Source organism: Paraburkholderia sp. CI2 (genome assembly GCF_014201055.1).
Classification (GTDB): Bacteria; Pseudomonadota; Gammaproteobacteria; order Burkholderiales; family Burkholderiaceae; genus Paraburkholderia; species Paraburkholderia tuberum.
The window spans coordinates 143,114-160,149 of the sequence record NZ_JACHDL010000005.1 but is presented as its reverse complement, the minus strand read 5'-3'; the positions used below and the strand labels follow the sequence as shown (position 1 = coordinate 160,149).

General features: G+C 66.1%; 12 protein-coding genes. 3 read left to right on the top strand and 9 right to left on the bottom strand.

Going from position 1 to position 17,036, the window contains the following annotated elements; all coding sequences use genetic code 11:
• Window positions 1-359 precede the first annotated feature (359 nt).
• Window positions 360-1,061, bottom strand: coding sequence for a hypothetical protein (locus HDG32_RS09780; protein ID WP_184066045.1), 702 nt, complete (start codon window positions 1,059-1,061; stop codon window positions 360-362).
• Window positions 1,062-1,621: 560 nt separating this feature from the next.
• Between HDG32_RS09780 and HDG32_RS09775 the strand changes: the two genes are divergently transcribed.
• Complete coding sequence (locus tag HDG32_RS09775; RefSeq protein WP_184066042.1) at window positions 1,622-4,123, top strand: penicillin-binding protein 1A; 2,502 nt, start codon at window positions 1,622-1,624, stop codon at window positions 4,121-4,123.
• A 419-nt stretch (window positions 4,124-4,542) separates the two neighbouring features.
• Here the strand turns inward: HDG32_RS09775 and HDG32_RS09770 are convergent, their stop codons facing one another.
• From HDG32_RS09770 to HDG32_RS09760, 3 genes are read right to left on the bottom strand one after another with little or no spacing between them, the layout of a single operon-like run.
• The gene (locus tag HDG32_RS09770) at window positions 4,543-6,114 is read right to left on the bottom strand and encodes an efflux transporter outer membrane subunit (protein ID WP_184066039.1); all 1,572 of its coding nucleotides are present in this window, start codon (window positions 6,112-6,114) and stop codon (window positions 4,543-4,545) included.
• 2 nt (window positions 6,115-6,116) lie between these two features.
• Window positions 6,117-9,245: an efflux RND transporter permease subunit gene (locus tag HDG32_RS09765; protein ID WP_184066037.1), complete on the bottom strand. Its 3,129-nt coding sequence runs from the start codon at window positions 9,243-9,245 to the stop codon at window positions 6,117-6,119.
• The gene (locus HDG32_RS09760; protein ID WP_184066035.1) at window positions 9,242-10,390 is read right to left on the bottom strand and encodes an efflux RND transporter periplasmic adaptor subunit; all 1,149 of its coding nucleotides are present in this window, start codon (window positions 10,388-10,390) and stop codon (window positions 9,242-9,244) included. Before HDG32_RS09760 ends, HDG32_RS09765 begins: the two co-directional genes overlap by 4 nt.
• A gap of 218 nt (window positions 10,391-10,608) precedes the next feature.
• Between HDG32_RS09760 and HDG32_RS09755 the strand changes: the two genes are divergently transcribed.
• A complete protein-coding gene (locus HDG32_RS09755) occupies window positions 10,609-11,226 on the top strand; it encodes a TetR/AcrR family transcriptional regulator (protein WP_184066033.1) in 618 nt (205 codons plus the stop codon).
• Window positions 11,227-11,311: 85 nt separating this feature from the next.
• Here HDG32_RS09755 and HDG32_RS09750 read toward each other — a convergent pair whose 3' ends face one another.
• Complete coding sequence (locus tag HDG32_RS09750) at window positions 11,312-11,524, bottom strand: hypothetical protein (RefSeq protein ID WP_184066032.1); 213 nt, start codon at window positions 11,522-11,524, stop codon at window positions 11,312-11,314.
• A 270-nt stretch (window positions 11,525-11,794) separates the two neighbouring features.
• On the opposite strand from HDG32_RS09750, the gene HDG32_RS09745 reads away from it, so the two are divergent.
• On the top strand, window positions 11,795-12,859 hold the full coding sequence (locus HDG32_RS09745) for a LysR family transcriptional regulator (RefSeq protein WP_184066031.1): 1,065 nt from the start codon (window positions 11,795-11,797) through the stop codon (window positions 12,857-12,859).
• 31 nt (window positions 12,860-12,890) lie between these two features.
• Here the strand turns inward: HDG32_RS09745 and HDG32_RS09740 are convergent, their stop codons facing one another.
• From HDG32_RS09740 to HDG32_RS09725, 4 genes are all read right to left on the bottom strand, one after another.
• A complete protein-coding gene (locus tag HDG32_RS09740; RefSeq protein WP_184022698.1) occupies window positions 12,891-13,121 on the bottom strand; it encodes a DUF2795 domain-containing protein in 231 nt (76 codons plus the stop codon).
• A gap of 192 nt (window positions 13,122-13,313) precedes the next feature.
• Window positions 13,314-13,568 (bottom strand): hypothetical protein, encoded by a 255-nt coding sequence (locus HDG32_RS09735; protein WP_184003891.1) that lies wholly within the window; start codon window positions 13,566-13,568, stop codon window positions 13,314-13,316.
• A 216-nt stretch (window positions 13,569-13,784) separates the two neighbouring features.
• Window positions 13,785-15,122: a C45 family peptidase gene (locus HDG32_RS09730; protein ID WP_184022699.1), complete on the bottom strand. Its 1,338-nt coding sequence runs from the start codon at window positions 15,120-15,122 to the stop codon at window positions 13,785-13,787.
• Between the two features lie 142 nt (window positions 15,123-15,264).
• Window positions 15,265-16,998, bottom strand: coding sequence for a ClcB-like voltage-gated chloride channel protein (locus HDG32_RS09725; RefSeq protein WP_184066030.1), 1,734 nt, complete (start codon window positions 16,996-16,998; stop codon window positions 15,265-15,267).
• Between the last annotated feature and the right edge of the window lie 38 nt (window positions 16,999-17,036).

Genomic DNA, 17,036 nt, shown 5'->3' with positions numbered 1-17,036 from the left:
CGCACTTGCCAATTGCAATAGCGCGGTCCGTTTTTGTTGAGGCGCAATGCCGGTTGAGGATTGCCTCGATGATGGAAAGCCGCGATGGGCATGGACTTGACGGCGGATCATGGACTTGACGGCGGATATTACACCACCGGCTGTCTTAAAGATCGCTTAATCGATGCGGCTACCCGAAGGCTCGAAGGATGCGCGAAAAGCCGCTGTTTGCGGGTGTGGGCGGGCGTTACCGAGCGGCGTTTCACGCAGGTGTCACTGATGTAACGATATGCAACGGGGACTCGTTGCGTACGCTCGCCTGCTCGCTCGGATGCAGTGATTGCGGCTCGATGCGCAGTAATTTTCCGTCACGCTTTGCGTCACGCGAAACGGCCGCCTTCGGCGCTCGGGTCGCTGTGCGGTTCGTCGTCGTCGGAGTCCTGGTCGTTGGGGCGGCGCTTGAGTGAGTTGCGCAGACGCGCCGACGTGCCGGGCAGCCGTTTCGACGCGGCGTTGTCGATTGCGTCCGCTTCGGCGTTTTCCGCATTTTCGGCGGCTCGTGCTGCCGTCAGACGCGCGACGGCTTCGGCGGTGGCCGCGGCCTGTTCGTCCTGCTCGGCGGCGAGCGCGGCGGCGACGCCCGCCGGAAGCAGCGGGGCGGGGGCATCCACAGCGTCGGTCACGGGAGCGGGGCGACCGGCTTGCTGCATCGAGGGCGAATCCACGGCCTCGGCCGCGCCGGCAGCCGCCGGAGCCGCCGGAGCCGCCGGAGCCGCCGGAGCCGCCGGAGCCGCCGCGTCTTTCTCATCCGCTCGCAGCGCTACCGGCAGCGCGGCGCGCGCATAGCGCGTACCGCGCGCGACGCGCTGCAGCGCCGCGTTCAGCGGATCGGGCGCGCGCGGCGCGCGCAGCCGGTCGACGATGCTCGCGGCCTTGACCTGTTCGCTGGTCGCGCCGAAGCTCAGCACCGCGCGCCGCATCAGTTCACTCACGCTGATGCCCAGATCCTCGGCAGTCGCGGTGATCGCACGTTTCTGCGCGGTCGTGACGAATACGACGATGCGCTCACTGGGCTTGGACATGATCGACTCGCAGTCTTGTTAGCATGGGCGGATCGGCGCGTGCCTTCGGATACGGTGTCGGAACCCGTCATCGGAACTGCCGTTGGATCCCGCCGTTGGGGTCCCCGTCACGCGCATCGAGGGACGCGCGCGGGGTTCATCATATGACGAGTTGCGCCGCCACGGAACAAGCGCGGTGCGAAAATCCCGTGGCATCAATGAGTTGTAGTGTTTGCGGCCGGTTTGTCCACAGCCCTTTCAACAGAAAATGTTGATAACCCCGCATAAGCTGCGCGTCGCGCGCACGCTGCAATGCGCGCTGCGCGAAATTACAGACCCTTACCAAGGAAAAGGCGGCCGGCAAAGGGAATTCTTACAAAAAAACTGCCTTGGACCGCCGCCGATTTCTTTAAAATGCGCTGTTACGTTGCGCCGGACATGGTCCGAGGCGTGCCGTGCGGCCGGCCGGGGGCAAGGTCCGCAGGGCGGCGTACGTCCCGGCCAGGATGTCGAACACGACCCATGCGCACGCCGCGAGCGCGTGCAGACAGGCGCGCAGTTGCGGGCCCATTATTCCAGTCATGCCAATCATCAAACGACCGCATTCCTCGAACTCTCCGGCCGGTGAAGACCGGGACTCCCACCAACGCACCCCTGGACGCAATGCCGCTTCGCGCGAGCCCGAGCGCGGCCGTCGTTCGATCGGCGCGTCGCTCGTGCTGTGGTGCTTCGGCCTGATCGCGACCGTCGCCGTGGTCGGGGCGCTGATCGTCGGCTATGCGCTCGTCGTGATGGGGCCGCAATTGCCGTCGCTCGACGCGCTGACCGACTATCGCCCAAAAGTGCCGCTGCGCGTCTACACCGCCGATCACGTGCTGATCGGCGAATTCGGCGAGGAGCGGCGCAGCCTCGTGCGCTTCCAGGACATCCCCGACCAGATGAAAAAAGCGGTGCTCGCGATCGAGGACTACCGCTTTTACGAACACGGCGGCGTCGACTTCGTCGGCATCCTGCGCGCCGGTTTCGCCGACCTTGCGCATGGCGGCGCGTCGCAGGGCGCGAGCACGATCACGATGCAGGTCGCGCGCAACTTCTTCCTCTCCAGCGAGAAGACGTACACGCGCAAGATCTACGAGATGCTGCTCGCGTACAAGATCGAGCGCGCGCTGACCAAAGACCAGATCCTCGAGCTGTACATGAACCAGATCTATCTGGGCGAGCGCGCGTACGGCTTCGCCGCGGCCGCGCGCGTGTACTTCGGCAAGGACCTGAAGGACCTCACGCTGGCCCAGGCCGCGATGCTCGCGGGCCTGCCGAAGGCGCCGTCCGCGTATAACCCGGTCGTCAATCCGAAGCGCGCGAAGATCCGTCAGGAGTACATCCTGCGACGCATGCTCGTGCTGAACTACATCACGCAGCAGCAGTACGACCAGGCCGTGAAGGAAGAGATTCACACGAAGAATCCGGGCAACGAGTACAGCGTGCACGCCGAGTACGTCGCCGAAATGGTGCGGCAGATGATGTACGCGCAGTACAAGGACGAAACCTATACGCGCGGCCTGAACGTGACCACCACGATCGATTCCGCCGATCAGGACGCCGCGTATCGCGCGGTGCGCAAGGGCGTGATGGACTACGAGCGGCGCCACGGCTATCGCGGACCGGAAGGCTTCGTGCAGTTGCCCGAGGCGGGCGACGACCGCGACCAGACGATCGACGACGCGTTGACCGATCACCCGGACAACGGCGAGATCATCGCCGGCGTGGTGACGGACGCGAGCGCGAAGCAGGTGGCCGCGCAACTGGTCGACGGCACCCAGGTGACGGTGTCGGGCGACGGCCTGCGCTTCGTCGCCGCGGCGCTGAGCCCGCGCGCGAACGCGACGCTGCGCATCAAGCCGGGTTCGATCGTGCGCCTCGTCGCCGACGACAAGGGCAACTGGCAGATCACGCAGCTGCCGCAGGTCGAGGGCGCGCTCGTGTCGCTGACGCCGCAGGACGGCGCGATCCGCGCGCTGATCGGCGGTTTCGACTTCAACAAGAACAAGTTCAACCATGTAACGCAAGCGTGGCGGCAGCCGGGTTCGAGCTTCAAGCCGTTCATTTATTCGGCGGCGCTCGACAAGGGGCTCGCACCGGCGACGATCATCAACGACGCGCCGCTGTACTTCCCGCCGAGCACGCCGGGCGGCGACGCGTGGGAGCCGAAGGACGACGACCAGCCTGATGGTCCGATGTCGATGCGCCTCGCGCTGCAGAAGTCGAAGAACCTCGTGTCGATCCGCATCCTGTCGTTCATCGGCACCAGGTACGCGCAGGACTTCGTCACGCAGCGCTTCGGCTTCGACGCCGACAAGACCCCGCCGTATCTGCCGATGGCGCTGGGGGCGGGTCTCGTCACGCCGCTGCAATCGGCGGGCGCGTACTCGGTGTTCGCGAACGGCGGCTACCGGATCAATCCGTATCTGATCAACGAAGTGACTGACGCGCGTGGCGTGGCGATCTCGCGCGCGCAGCCGCTAGTCGCTGGGCACGACGCGCCGCGCACGCTCGAGCCGCGTAACGCATACATCATGAACAGCCTGTTGCACTCGGTCGCGACCGCGGGTACGGGCGCGGGCACCAACGTGTTGAAGCGCTCGGACCTGCAGGGCAAGACCGGTACGACCAACGACGCGAAGGACGGCTGGTTCGCCGGCTATCAGCAGTCGCTGGTGGCGGTCGCGTGGATGGGCTACGACCAGCCGAAGAGTCTCGGCAGCCGCGAATTCGGCGCGCAGCTCGCGCTGCCGATCTGGGTCGAGTACATGCAGCGCGCGCTGCGCGGTGTGCCACAGGCCGAGCCGCAGCAACCCGACGGTGTGACGGTGATGAACGGCGAGCTGTTCTTTACCGACAAGTTGCCGGGGCAAGGCTTCGTCGCGAGCATCGGTCTCGATTCGGGCAATCCGATGGCCGGCGCGACCGATGCGGTGGGCGGCGTCGGCCCGGCGGGCATGACGCCGCCGGTGGTGCCGCCGCCGAGCGTGTCGACGACCGAGAAGAAGCAGATCATGGATCTGTTCGAGTCGAACAAGCCTTGATGTCTCGGATGGCGGGTGCGCGGGGGGCCGCGGATTCTTAAGCGATACGGGCACCGGCCCGCTCTCGCCGCATACCGTCATGTCAGCGGCGAAACACCTCGACGCGAGGCACATCGTCGGAAAAAGCGGACTGAAGTGCCCACTCGTCGTAGCGTTTCGCGCCGGCAAGATGTTCCGATAACTTCATGGTCAGATCATGCCAGGCTGATGCATCGATCTGATAGCACGATTCAGTGATCGATAAACACCGTTGAGGCGCTGCAGAGCACGTGTACTGCGGCTTGCTTCTGATTCGTTTCGCACCGTACAAACAAATCGTATTAGGTTCAATGCGTTAGCCCGTTGTTCAGACAGTTTTCAACAGGCTCATCAACACGAACTGGGGATAAGTGCGCCGCGATCCGTACGGAATCCGAGATTTAGTTGGATGTCACCGTGTTCGTCGTCCCAACCGATGCAGGCGCAGAAGCCGAAGTCGCCGCAGCCGATGATGCGCCTGCCTGATCAACCGGCGGATTCCCCATCGCCTGAAACAGCGCGGCCGTATCCGTCAGCCGCGCGCTCATATAGCGGATCTCATCGAGCTGCGCGTTGCGCCATTGCTGCTCGCTCGAACGCGTCGCGGCGACGGGCAGCGCGCCGAGCCGATAGCGCGCCGAGGTCTCGTTGAACACACCCTGTGCCGAACGCGCGGCGACGTTCGCGGCGTCGAGCGACTGCGCGTCGTGCTCGAGCGAGGCGAGCGTGTCGGCGACGTTCTGAAACGCGGCCAGCACAGTCTGTTTGTACTGCGACACGCTCGCTTCGTACGTGTGCTGCGCCGCGCGGCGCTGCGCGAGGAGCGCGCCGCCATGAAACAGCGGTTGCGACAGCGACGCGCCGATGCTCCAGATGGCCCCCGCACCGGACATCGCGACCGGCCAGCTAAACCCGCCTTGTCCCATCGATGCCGACAGGGACAGACTCGGGAACATCTGCGCGGTGGCGACGCCGACATCGGTCGCAGCGGCCTTCAGCGCGGCGTCGGCGGCCTCGATGTCAGGCCGCGTGCGCAGCAATTCCGACGGCACGACGACCGGGACCTTCTCCGGCACATGCAACTGCGCGAGATCGATGTCGTCCGGCGCGGCATCGGGCGTGCGGCCGAGCAGCACCGCGAGCGCGTGACGTGTGGTGAGCCACTGCTGCTTCAGCGCCGGCAGACTTGCCGACACGCTCGCCGCGCTCTGCTGCGCGTTCAGCAGATCGGCATGCGATACCGCACCGAGCGCGAAGCGCCGCTCGGTATCGCGTGCCTGATCGTTGGCGAGGACCACGAGCCGCTCGGTCGTGTCGATCTGAGCATGCAGCGCGGCGCTCGTGATCGTCGCGGTCACGATGTTCGCGGCGAGCGCGCGCCGCGCCGCCTCGAGCTGGAAGACCTGCACGTTCACGCGCGCGGCGAGCGCCGCGTTCGCGAGACGCGCGGCGCCGAACAGATCGAACGTGTAGTGCGCCTGCAACTGACCGACGAACACGTTGTACAGAAACGTGTTCGGTCCGATCTCGGGGATCGCGAGCGCGCGATTGCGGGTGACCTGGCCGCCGGCGTCGATGGTCGGCAGCAGCGAGCTGCCGACCTGCGCGCGCAATTGCTCGCGCGCGGCGGCGAGGCTGCGGTCGGTCGCGTCGAGCGTCGGACTATTGCGCAGGCCTTCGTCGACGAGCGCGTTCAGCGCATCCGAGCGGTACAGCTTCCACCATTCGGGCACCGGCTGCGCGCCGGTCACGAACTGCTGCGTGACGCCCTGCGCGGGCACGGTTTGCGTCGGTAGCGGCTCGGCACCGTAGTGCGCGGGCTGCGGCATCGCGGGCGCGTCGCCGTTCGGTCCGAACGAGCAGGCGCCGAGCATGCAGGTGATGCTGGCGATGCTGGTGGCAAGCGTGGTACGGGCCAGCGCGTCGAAGCGCGCGCGGCGGTGGCGGGAGAGGGCAGGAATAGTCGTGCTCATGCTCAGTTACCCGTGTGCGTGGCGCCGGCACCGGACGGCGTCTGCGGCTCGCGCTCGTCGCTGCGCACACGGAACGACGCGGCGTACAACGCGGGCAGATAGAACAGCGTGAGGATCGTCGCGCTCGTGATACCGCCCATCAGCGCGGTCGCCATCGGCCCGAAGAAGTTCGAGCGCAGCAGCGGGATCAGCGCGAGCACAGCGGCCGCGGCGGTCAGCGTGATCGGCCGGAACCGCCGCACGGTCGCGCCGACGATCGCATCGAAGCGCTTGTGCCCCGACGCAATGTCCTGCTCGATCTGATCGACGAGAATCACCGAGTTGCGCATGATGATGCCGAACATCGCGATCACGCCGAGCATCGCGACGAAGCCGAACGGCTGGCCGAACAGCAGCAAGGTGAGCACGACGCCGATCAGGCCGAGCGGCGCGGTCAGGACGACCATCAGCACGCGCGCGAAGCTTTGCAGTTGGATCATCAGCAGCGTGAGCACCGCGATCACCATGATCGGAATCTGCGCGTTGATCGAGGTTTGACCCTTGGCGCTTTCCTCGACGGAGCCACCGATCTCGATCCTGTAGCCGACCGGCAGCGTCGCGCGGATCGGCGCGAGCGCGCGGTCCAGCGCGTGCGTGACGTCGATGCCTTGCGCGCCGGCCGACACGTCCGACTGCACGGTGATGGTCGGCTGACGGTTGCGTTCCCAGATCACGCCGTATTCGAGGTCGTTGCGCAGATGTCCGAGCGTGCCGAGCGGCACCGGGCCGTTGGGCGTCGGCATCGCGAGCGCGGTCAGCCGCGACGGGTCGACGCGTTCGGCGCGCGGCGCGCGCAGATCGACGCTGATCAGCTTGTCGCGCTCGCGATACTGCGTGACCGTGTAGCCGGACATCGTCATCGCGAGGAAGCTGGCGATGTCTTCGGACGTCACGCCGAGCTCGCGCGCGCGTTTCTGGTCGATCTCGAAGCGCACCGAGCGCTCGGCGGGTTCATCCCAGTCGAACTGCACGTTGCGCGTGCCGCGATTGGCGCGCATCGTCGCGGCGACGCGTTCGGCGATCGAGCGTACGGTCGCGATGTCGTCGCCGCTCACGCGGAACTGCACCGGATAGCCGACCGGCGGCCCGTTCTCGAGGCGCGACAGGCGCGTGCGGATCGCCGGGAAGTTGTTGAGCAACTCCGGTTCGAGCCACTGCGCGAGCTTCTCGCGATCCTTGACCGACTTCGCGGTGATCACGAACTGTGCGAAGTTCGGCTGCTGCAATTGCTGATCGAGCGGCAGATAGAAGCGCGGCGCGCCGGTGCCGACGAAGCTGACTGAGTGATCGATTTCAGGCCGCCCTTTGAGAACCTGTTCGAGGCGCTGCGCCTGGCGCAGCGTTGCATCGAACGACGCGCCTTCGGGCAGCCGCACATCGACCAGCAACTCCGGCCGGTCCGAGCTCGGGAAAAACTGCTGCGGCACGAGCGAGAAGCCGGCCATCGCGAGCACGAACAGCAGCACGGTGATCGCGAGCACGACGAAGCGCCGCTCGATGCACCAGCCGATCCAGCCGCGCAAGCGCGTGTAGAAGCGCGTGTCGTAGATGTCATGTTCGTGATCGTCAGGCTCGTGCGTATGGCGCTTGCGCTCGGGCAGCATGTGATAGCCGAGCAGCGGAATCAGCACGACCGCCGCGAGCCACGACGCGATCAGCGCGATCGCCGACACCTCGAAGATCGAGCGCGTGTACTCGCCGGTGCTCGACTTCGCGAGCGCGATCGGCAGGAAGCCGGATACGGTGACGAGCGTGCCGGTCAGCATCGGAAACGCGGTGCTGGTGTACGCGAAGGCCGCGGCGCGCGTGCGGTTCCAGCCTTGCTCGAGCTTCACCGACATCATTTCGACCGCGATGATCGCATCGTCGACGAGCAGGCCGAGCGCGAGCACGAGTGTGCCGAGCGATACCTTGTGCAGGCCGATATCGAACAGGTACATGCACAGCGCGGTGACCGCGAGCACCACCGGAATCGAGATCACGACCACCATGCCGGTGCGCACGCCGAGCGACACGAGGCTCACGATCAGCACGATCGCGACCGCTTCGGCGACCGCTTCGAGGAAGTCGTTGACCGAGCGCGCGACCGCGTGCGGCATGCTCGATACTTCGACGAGATTCAATCCGGCGGGCAGCGCGGCGCGCAGTTGGGTCATCTGCTGATCGAGCGCGCGGCCGAGCCGGATCACGTCGCCGCCCGGCTGCATCGTCACGCCGATACCGAGCACGGGTTTGCCGCCGAAGCGCATCTGCGTGACGACCGGGTCGTCGTAGCCGCGCTTGATCGTCGCGATGTCGCCGAGACGGAGCGTGCGGTTGTTGATGCGGATCAGCGTGTCGGCGAGCGCGCCCACGTCGTTGAACTGGCCGCTCGGGCGCACGAACACGCGGTCGTCCGTGGTGGTCAGCGTACCCGCGGGAGCGATCGTGTTCTGCGCGTTGATCGCCTGCCCAAGCTGTTGTGGCGAGATGCCGAGACGCGTCAACTGCGTGTTCGCGATCTCGATGTAGATGTGCTGATCGGGATCGCCGAAATAGTCGACCTTGCCGACGCCCGGCACGCGCAGCAGCACCGAGCGTAGCTGGTCCGCGTAATCGTGCAGTTGCGCGGCGGAAAAGCCGTCGCCTTCGAGCGTGTAGATGTTGGTGTAGACGTCGCCGAATTCGTCGTTGAAGAACGGGCCCTGGATGCCCGGCGGCAAGGTCGACGCGATGTCGCCGACTTTCTTGCGCACCTGGTACCACGTCTCGGGCACCTCGCTCACCGGCGCCGAGTCCTTCATCGTGAAGAAGATCAGCGATTCGCCGGGACGCGAGTAGCTGCGCACGAAATCGATGTACGGCGTTTCCTGCAGCTTGCGGCCGATGCGATCGGTCAACTGCTCCTGCACCTGGCGCGCGGTGGCGCCCGGCCAGAACGTGCGGATCACCATCACGCGGAACGTGAAGGGCGGGTCTTCGGACTGCGCGAGGCGCGTGTAGGCGAGGATGCCGAACGCGGTGGCCAGCGCGATCAGGAATACGACCAGCGCCTGATGACGCAGCGCCCACGCGGACAGATTGAAGCGTCCTTCTTCGTGCGACGTGCTCATGAAGCGAAGTCCTCGGGATGCAGCGGCGCGATCGCGCGGACTTTCTGGCCGGCGCTCACGGTGTGCACGCCCTGCAGCACGACGCTTTCGCCATCTTTCAGGCCATCGCTGACGACGAACGTGCGCTCGTAGTAGCGCGTGACGGTTACGCGACGCAGTTCGAGCGTGTTGTCCGCGGCGCGCACGACCCACACGGCCGGTTCGCGCCCCTCGTGAAACAGCGCGGTGACCGGCAGCGTGAACACGCCGTGCTGCGCGGCCGCCGCGGCGAGCGGCACGGCCGGCGTGACGTCGGCGGTCATGCCGAGGCGCACGTCGGCGCCGGCATCGAGCAGGGTCAGACGCGCGCGCCAGGTGCGGCTCTGCGGATCGGCGGCCGGCGACAGCTCGCGCACGCGTGCGCCGAGCTTGCGGCCCGGCAGCGCGGCGAGCGTGACGCTCGCGTTCTGGCCGACCGCGAATGCGGCGAGCGCGCTTTCGGGCACGTCGCACAGCACGTCGACGTCGCCGCTCCACGCGAGGTTGTAGACGGCCTGACCCGCCGACACGTTCTGGCCCGTGTCCGCCTGTTCAGCCGTGATGACGCCCGCATGACCGGCGACGAGCGTCGTGTACTGCAGCTGGTTCTTCGCGAGTGCCGCCTGCTGCTGCGCCTGATCGCGCTGCGCGAGCGCGGACGCGTAGGCGTTGGTGGTCTGTTCGAGCTGCGCGGGCGCGATCAGGTTTTCTTTGGCCTGCGCCCTGTCGCGTTCGAGCTGCTGCTGCGCGTAGACGAGGTTGTGCTGCGCGGCGTCGAGCTGCGCCTGCGTGCTCGCGGCGTTTTTCTGCGCATCGGCCGGGTCGAGCAGCGCGACGACTTCGCCGCTTTTCACCGTGTCGCCGAGCCGTACCCGCCGCTCGATGATCTTGCCGGCGACGCGGAACGACAGCGGCGTCGAATAGCGCGCCTGCACTTCGCCGGGCAGCGACGCCGCCTGCAGCGCGTGGCCGTCCGCATGCACGGCGAGCGCGACCACCGGGCGCGGCGCGGGCGCCGCGGCTTCCTTCTTCGAGCAGGCCGCAAGCGCGAGCACGCCTGCCAGCGCCAGCGCGCAGGTCTGCCTGGAGAAACCGCGGTGAGAGGATGGGGGAGATTGCTGGCGCATCGCTGACGATGCGGGAGAACCGGGACGCTTCACAATTACCCCAACTGGAGACAGCGAACGAACACGGCAAGCCGCGCGGCCCGCCAGCGAAGACCCGCATGCCACGTCATGCTAATGGCATACAGGGATGGCTTTGAATGAAGAAGCGCATTCTAATACACTCGTGTATCTGAATGCATAGATGGATTTGAATTCTTTTGGGTGCTAGGCTTGCGGCCATGAAACGTCAAAGACTGACAAGAGAGCAGAGCAAGGACCAGACGCGGGAGCGGCTGCTCGATGCCGCGCAGGCAATTTTCATGAAGAAGGGCTTCGTCGCGGCGAGTGTCGAGGACATCGCGGCGGCGGCTGGCTATACGCGCGGCGCGTTCTATTCGAACTTCCGCAGCAAGACCGAGCTGTTTCTGGAGCTATTGCGGCGCGATCACGAAGCGATGCAGGCGGGCCTGCATGCGATCTTCGAAAGCGCGGCGTCGCGCGAGGAGATGGAGGCGCGCGTGCTGCGCTACTACAGCTCGCTGCATCGTGAGAACAAGCGTTTTCTGTTGTGGGTCGAGGCGAAGCTGCTGGCGGTGCGCGACGGCCGTTTCCGGCTGCGCTTCAACGCGTTCATGCACGAAAAGATCGAACAGTTGAGCGCCTATGTGCGCGAGTTCTCGGAGCGCGTGGGCACGCCGATGTCGATGGCGCCCGAGCAGCTCGCGATCGGCCTGATGGGTCTGTGCGACGGCGTGCAGTTCTTCTACACGGTCGATCCGCAGAATGTCCCGGCGGAGATGGCCGAAACGGTGCTGGCGGGGTTTTTCTCGCGCGTGGTGTTCGGGCGCGATGCGTAACGGTAGGCGTTGAGCCTGGAGGCGCAGATGCGCGAATGCGCGACCCGGAGGGATCGCGCATCAGATACGGTTCAAGGCGGAAAAATCATTCGACCGGCAGTTGCGCGCAGGCCTCGGCGGCGGGCGCCGTGCACGCGAACGCGTATTGGCCGCTGGCGTCGAGGAATTTTTCCCCGGCGTGCAGGGCAACCTTGATATCGGGGCAGCGCTCGTAACCGATATAGGCCGAGCTCGCGGCGGCCGACCAGCAAACCAGCGAAAACGCGATCTTTTCCAGCAGACGAAAACGATGTGGCATGGCGATGTAGCGGTAACTTTCTTTGGCCGCCATCTTACCAGCAAACTAGGGTTTATACCTAGCTAAAATCCACGATAGACGCCGTAATAGTGGCGCGATGGACACGCCGCGCCGAATCTGACCGGAATGTCATGTCTGGGTCAGGGTTGGGACATGTCCTATCGCTAGAATCGGTTGCGTTGGGCGGACCCGCGCGCGCCCATGCGGCGCGGGTCGACACAGGCGGCAACGGTTGCGCCGGCCCGGCTTTACCGAGGCAGGAGTCGTCCCATGAATCAACTGCAGTCGATGCGCGTGTTCGTCAAGGTTGCGGACCTCGGCAGTTTCGTCGGCGCGTCGGGCGCGCTGGATGTGTCCACCGCGGTCGTCACGCGGCACGTCGCGGATCTCGAAGCGCGGCTCGGCACGCGACTGCTGAACCGCACCACCCGCCGTCTTTCGCTGACCGAATCCGGTGCGACCTATCTGGAGCGCGTACGCCACATCCTCGCCGATCTCGAAAGCGTCGAGCAGATGGTGGTGGCGCGCAATCACGAGCCGGTCGGCACGCTGCGCATCGTCGCGCCGGTCGTGTTCGGATTGCACAGTCTCGCGCCGGTCGTGCAGTCGTACGCGGCGCGCTATCCCGACGTCGTGCCCGACGTCACGCTCGCCGACCGCCACGTCGATCTGGTCGAAGAGGGCTTCGACGTCGGCATCCTGGCTGCGCGGCACATGCGCAGCGCGAGCATCGTCACACGGCGGTTGACGACCGGCTACATGACGGTTTGCGCGACGCCCGAGTATCTGGCGCAACACGGCACGCCGAAGCGCCCCGAGGATCTGCTCAGGCATTCGTGCCTGAGCAGGCCGGCCGAGCAGGGCGGCGAGGAGCGCCTGTTCAATGGGCCGGACGGCGAAGTGCGGGTGCGGCCGACCAACGCGATCGCGGCGAACAACGCCGAGATGCTGCGGCAGTTCGCGCTGCTCGGCATGGGCGTGGCGATCCTGCCGAGCTACCTGATCGGCAGTGATTTGACGGCGGGGCGGCTCGTGCGTCTGCTCGACGCGTACAGTCTGCCGCCCATCGAAATCACGATTGCGTATCCGAGCCGGCTGCATCTGCCGGCGAAGGTGCGGACGTTCATCGACCATCTGGTCGAGCATTTCCAGCCGGAAAGCGCGCAGGCACGGGATTCCCGTCGCGTGGCGCCGGAGCGGGTGGTGGCCGGGGTGAGCGGGTCCGACGCTCCGACGGCGCGCGAGATCGCCGATGACGCGCTCGGAAACAGCCGCACGACGCGCCGTGTGACGCGGGTGGCGCGCGCGCGGATCGCGGCGTCGTCGCAGTTCTGACGTGTGAGGTGAGGCGAGGCTGAATCCGGCTTCAGATCCCCAGGCCCGGGCCATAGTTGCCGCCGATCAAGCGCGTGACCGACTCGATGTCGACATAATCCTGCTCCGGCATACCATCGAGCATCGCCAACACCTCGTTGCTCGCGCCGGCTTCGCGCGCGGCGTCGACGAGTGCGTCCTTGTTGGTCGGGAATTCGACTTCGCTGAGAAAATCGGCGATCTGCAGATCGATCGATTCGCCGGGGATGTCCGAGGCCGTCATGCGCATGCTCCTGGTGAGCTTAAGTTAGTCACGTCGTTATTGCTGCCACGAAAAGCCAGCGCCTCGCCGCGATGAGTTTCTCGCAGTCTGTTGCAATCCCGCGCGCATCGCCACCCCATCGTCATGACAGCCGGCGCAAACCGGGCAGGCGCGCCGTCGTAGCCGCGCCACCGCCCGCCGTTGCGGCGGCCCTCACGTGGTCAGATGCTCGTTCTGCCCGGTCAGGCTGCGTTCCAGATGTCGGGACTTCGGCAGCGCAATATGCTCCCAGTGCTGCGGACGGCTGGCGTCGGTGCTCGACACGTCTGGGGCCGGAGGCGCGACCGGCGCGGCGTTCGCGCGTTGCGCAAGCGTGATGGAATCCGTGCTGTCCGAGGCGGTATGAACCGGCGCGGCAAAGCACGAGGCTGACAGCGTCACCATGATTAACAGTGTCGAGGTTTTCATCGCCCGACCTCCTAAAGCTCATGCGGCGCTGACAATCGAGCAAACCCTGTGCCGTCCCGCGTCGAGAGGACGGTGCAAGCCGAGGACGGCATGGCGCTGCGCGGCCCAGGCTCCTTACCATCTTAGATGGCAAATACTGCAACGCGCGCACATTTGCGGCAAAACCGTATTGTAGGTTCCATCATGGCACGAACAGGCGCGCGCGTCCGCCATGCGCTAGCGCAGCACCTCGAAGCGCGTCCACGGCCACGACGGCCGGTCGCGCATATAGCCGTTCAGCCAGTTCCACTGCGGATGCCGCTTCATGAACGCCTGCGCGTCGAACGGCCGGCCGCACGGATGCCCCCAGCGCGCGGTGAAGGCCATCTCGCGGGCCATTTCGCTGTCGACCACCTTGCCGTCGTTCGCGCCCCACGGATTGAACGGCCCGTGATCGGTGCCGCCGAAGCGCGCGTCGTCGAGCTCCAGATGCCCGCAGATCGTGCGCGAGCACGGGTTGTCGTTGCGATCGAGATAGACGTCGTGATGATCGGCGATCATCTGCTTCGCGAGCTCGACGTCGATGCTGCCGCGATGCAGTTCCTCGAGCTGCATGAAACGCAGACGCCGCGCGCCGTTCTTGCGCACGTCGGTATAGTCCTCGCCTTCGCCGATGCATTCCTGGTTGCGGATCTTCAGATCCGTCGCGGTGTTGTAGCCGCTGTAGAAACCGTCTTTGGTGGTCTCGAAGCCCGCATAGTGCAGCCCGAGTTCGTAACGCGCGATCTCGCCGGTCTTCGTGTCGCCGAGCAGCCAACTGTTCGCGTAGCCGCCGTTGTTCGCGAGCGAGAACATGTCGCACCATTCCTTGATGCTGTTCGCATATTGCGACGCGCGCCGCGAGCGATAGAACTCGGGCGCGCCGGCCGCGTTGTAGCCCGCGAAGTTCGAGATCGTCGTTTCGGTGATCATCAGGCCGGCCGCCGTGACCCAGAAATCGGTCAGGCTCGAGATGCAGCCCGGCAGGCCCTGCATCAGGATGCGGTTGCCGCGGTCGGGCACGATGTCGAACACGACGTTGAACGCGTCGCCGGCCGCGTAGCGGTCCCACGAGTTGTGCGCCATCACGATACGGCCGTCGCGCGTCGCGTTGCCGGTCGCGATGAACGCGCTGCAGTGGTGACCGCGCCGGCCGCGCCACAGTTTCGCGCCCAGATGCGGCTGCGCCTGCGCGGCGTGCGTCGGCCACCAGCTTTGCAGCAGATCCATGTAGCCGTTCCACGCGAGCACTTCGGCGAACGGCAGCTTCGCGCCGTCGGCGATGCCATGGATTTCATCGGCGAATTCGGTGTCGAGCTTGCTCGCGAACTGGCTCGTCGCGGCATTGACGAAGGTGTCGAACTCCTCGCCGGTGTCCCATTTGGCGAGATAGCGCGCGGTGCGGATCGCGTTTCTGATTTCGTCGGCGAGTAACTGGCCGTGCTGCTCGCCGCGATCGTACGGCTCGCCTTCGATATGCACGAAAATCCAGCCGGCCTGATCGCGGCGTACGGCCTCGGGGGACGGTTCGCTCATCTTCGCTCCGACGATACGGCGGGCGCTGTCGCTGCGCCCAAGCTGGGCTCACGCGTGCCGGCCGCGTGAAGGGCCGGCGGGTCTGTCCATTGTAGAGAATCCGCGGCGCTTTGCATCGCGCCCCGCGAAGCCTTCGAAAGCTCTAGCGCGACGGACTCATGCGGAAGTACGCATCGAGCAGCGAGGTCTTGTAGACGACGCCGGCGAGCTTCGGATGCGCGGTGCTTTCGATCACCGGCAGCCGCTCGCCCTGAAACGCCATGAAGTGCTGTAACGCGATGGCGAGCGACATGTCCGGCGTCAGCACGTCGAAATGCGGCTGCAGATAATCGGCGGCGGTTTTCATCGACGTGTCGCGCCGCTCGAGCAGATCGGACGTGATGTCCTTCAGCGCGACCACGCCGAGAAACGCGCCCGAGTCGTTCGCGACGTACAGATACTTGACCGGATACTCGAGGAACACGCGCGTCATGTCGTGCACGGTCGCGTTCGGCGGCACGACGGTCTGCGCGGGGCGGATCAGCTCGCGCATCTGCGTCGCGCGCAATCGCGAGCGCTCCTGCTCCTCGCGATTGCGGCGCAGCGTGATCTCGTACATCGAGGTCTTGCCGATCGCGCGCGCGATGAAATACGCGACCACGCACGACAGCATCAGCGGCAGCACGACCTGATAGCTCAACGTCATCTCGAAGATCATCAGGATCGCCATCAGCGGCGCCTGGGTCGCGCCCGCGAGGAATGCGCCCATGCCGACCATCGCATAGGCGTAAGCGGCCGACGTCGCATGCGGCCACAACGCGTGCATGCCCTGGCCGAACAGCGAGCCGACCGCCGCACCGACGAACAGCGTTGGCGTGAACACACCGCCCACCGCGCCGGAGCCGGCCGTCGCCGCGGTCGCCGCGAGCTTGCAGACGAGCACCAGCAGGAGCGCGGACCATGTCCACGGCGAATGCAGGATCGAGTTCACGACGCTGTAGCCGTTGCCCCACACCTCGGGCTCCGCGACCGAAATGATGCCGACCACGAGACCGCCGAGCGCGAGCCGCACCGGCAACGCCACCGGCAGTTTGCGAAAGGCCGCCTTCGATGCGTCGAGCAGCCGCAGAAACTGCGGCGCGGCCGCGCCGCACAGCGCGCCGAGCGCGACGAACAGCAGCACCTCGGGACCGGTCACGGTCGGAAACTCCGGCATCTCGTAGGGCGGCTTGTAGCCGGCGAACTCGCGCATCGTGATGTTTGCGACGACCGCTGCGACCAGCACCGGCCCGAAGCTTTCCATCGCGATCGAGCCGAGCACGATCTCGGTGACGAAAAACGCGCCCGCGATCGGCGCGCTGTACGCGGACGTGATACCGGCCGCCGCGCCGCACGCGACGAGCAGGCGCAGCCGTGGCGGATCGAAGTGGACCCAGCGGCCGATCAGCGACGAGGCGAGCGCCGCGAGCTGCACCATCGGACCTTCACGACCGATCGAACCGCCGCTCGCGATCGTAAACAGCGACGACACGCTGCGCCACAGGCTCAGGCGCACCGGCACGACGCCGTCGCCGATCGCGACCGCTTCCATGTAGTCGGTGTGCTTGTTCGTGTCGGCGTGACGCTGCGCGATCAGCAGGAAAATGCCGGCGACGAGACCACCCGCGGCCGGCAGCCAGATGCGCATGGTCCACGGTAGGCTGCGCGCCATGTCGACGAAGCTGCCGGAGCGGCCGGCAATCGCCAGTTGCAGCAGTTCGATGCCCCTGCGAAACACGATGGTCGCCAACGCGCCGGCAATGCCGACCACAACGGCCCAGACCAGCACCGTATGGGCTTCTGAGAGGCGGAAAACGCTTTGGGCGCGGGTGCGCAGCTTCAGCAGGAATGAAAGCACGTCGTCGGTACGGGGCGTGAAGGAAGGTTGAAAAAACC

Coding starts and splice junctions, on each gene's coding strand:
- HDG32_RS09780 (WP_184066045.1), bottom strand. CDS start 1,061: ATGTCCAAGCCCAGTGAGCGCATCGTCGTATTCGTCACGACCGCGCAG.
- HDG32_RS09775 (WP_184066042.1), top strand. CDS start 1,622: ATGCCAATCATCAAACGACCGCATTCCTCGAACTCTCCGGCCGGTGAA.
- HDG32_RS09770 (WP_184066039.1), bottom strand. CDS start 6,114: ATGAGCACGACTATTCCTGCCCTCTCCCGCCACCGCCGCGCGCGCTTC.
- HDG32_RS09765 (WP_184066037.1), bottom strand. CDS start 9,245: ATGAGCACGTCGCACGAAGAAGGACGCTTCAATCTGTCCGCGTGGGCG.
- HDG32_RS09760 (WP_184066035.1), bottom strand. CDS start 10,390: ATGCGCCAGCAATCTCCCCCATCCTCTCACCGCGGTTTCTCCAGGCAG.
- HDG32_RS09755 (WP_184066033.1), top strand. CDS start 10,609: ATGAAACGTCAAAGACTGACAAGAGAGCAGAGCAAGGACCAGACGCGG.
- HDG32_RS09750 (WP_184066032.1), bottom strand. CDS start 11,524: ATGCCACATCGTTTTCGTCTGCTGGAAAAGATCGCGTTTTCGCTGGTT.
- HDG32_RS09745 (WP_184066031.1), top strand. CDS start 11,795: ATGAATCAACTGCAGTCGATGCGCGTGTTCGTCAAGGTTGCGGACCTC.
- HDG32_RS09740 (WP_184022698.1), bottom strand. CDS start 13,121: ATGACGGCCTCGGACATCCCCGGCGAATCGATCGATCTGCAGATCGCC.
- HDG32_RS09735 (WP_184003891.1), bottom strand. CDS start 13,568: ATGAAAACCTCGACACTGTTAATCATGGTGACGCTGTCAGCCTCGTGC.
- HDG32_RS09730 (WP_184022699.1), bottom strand. CDS start 15,122: ATGAGCGAACCGTCCCCCGAGGCCGTACGCCGCGATCAGGCCGGCTGG.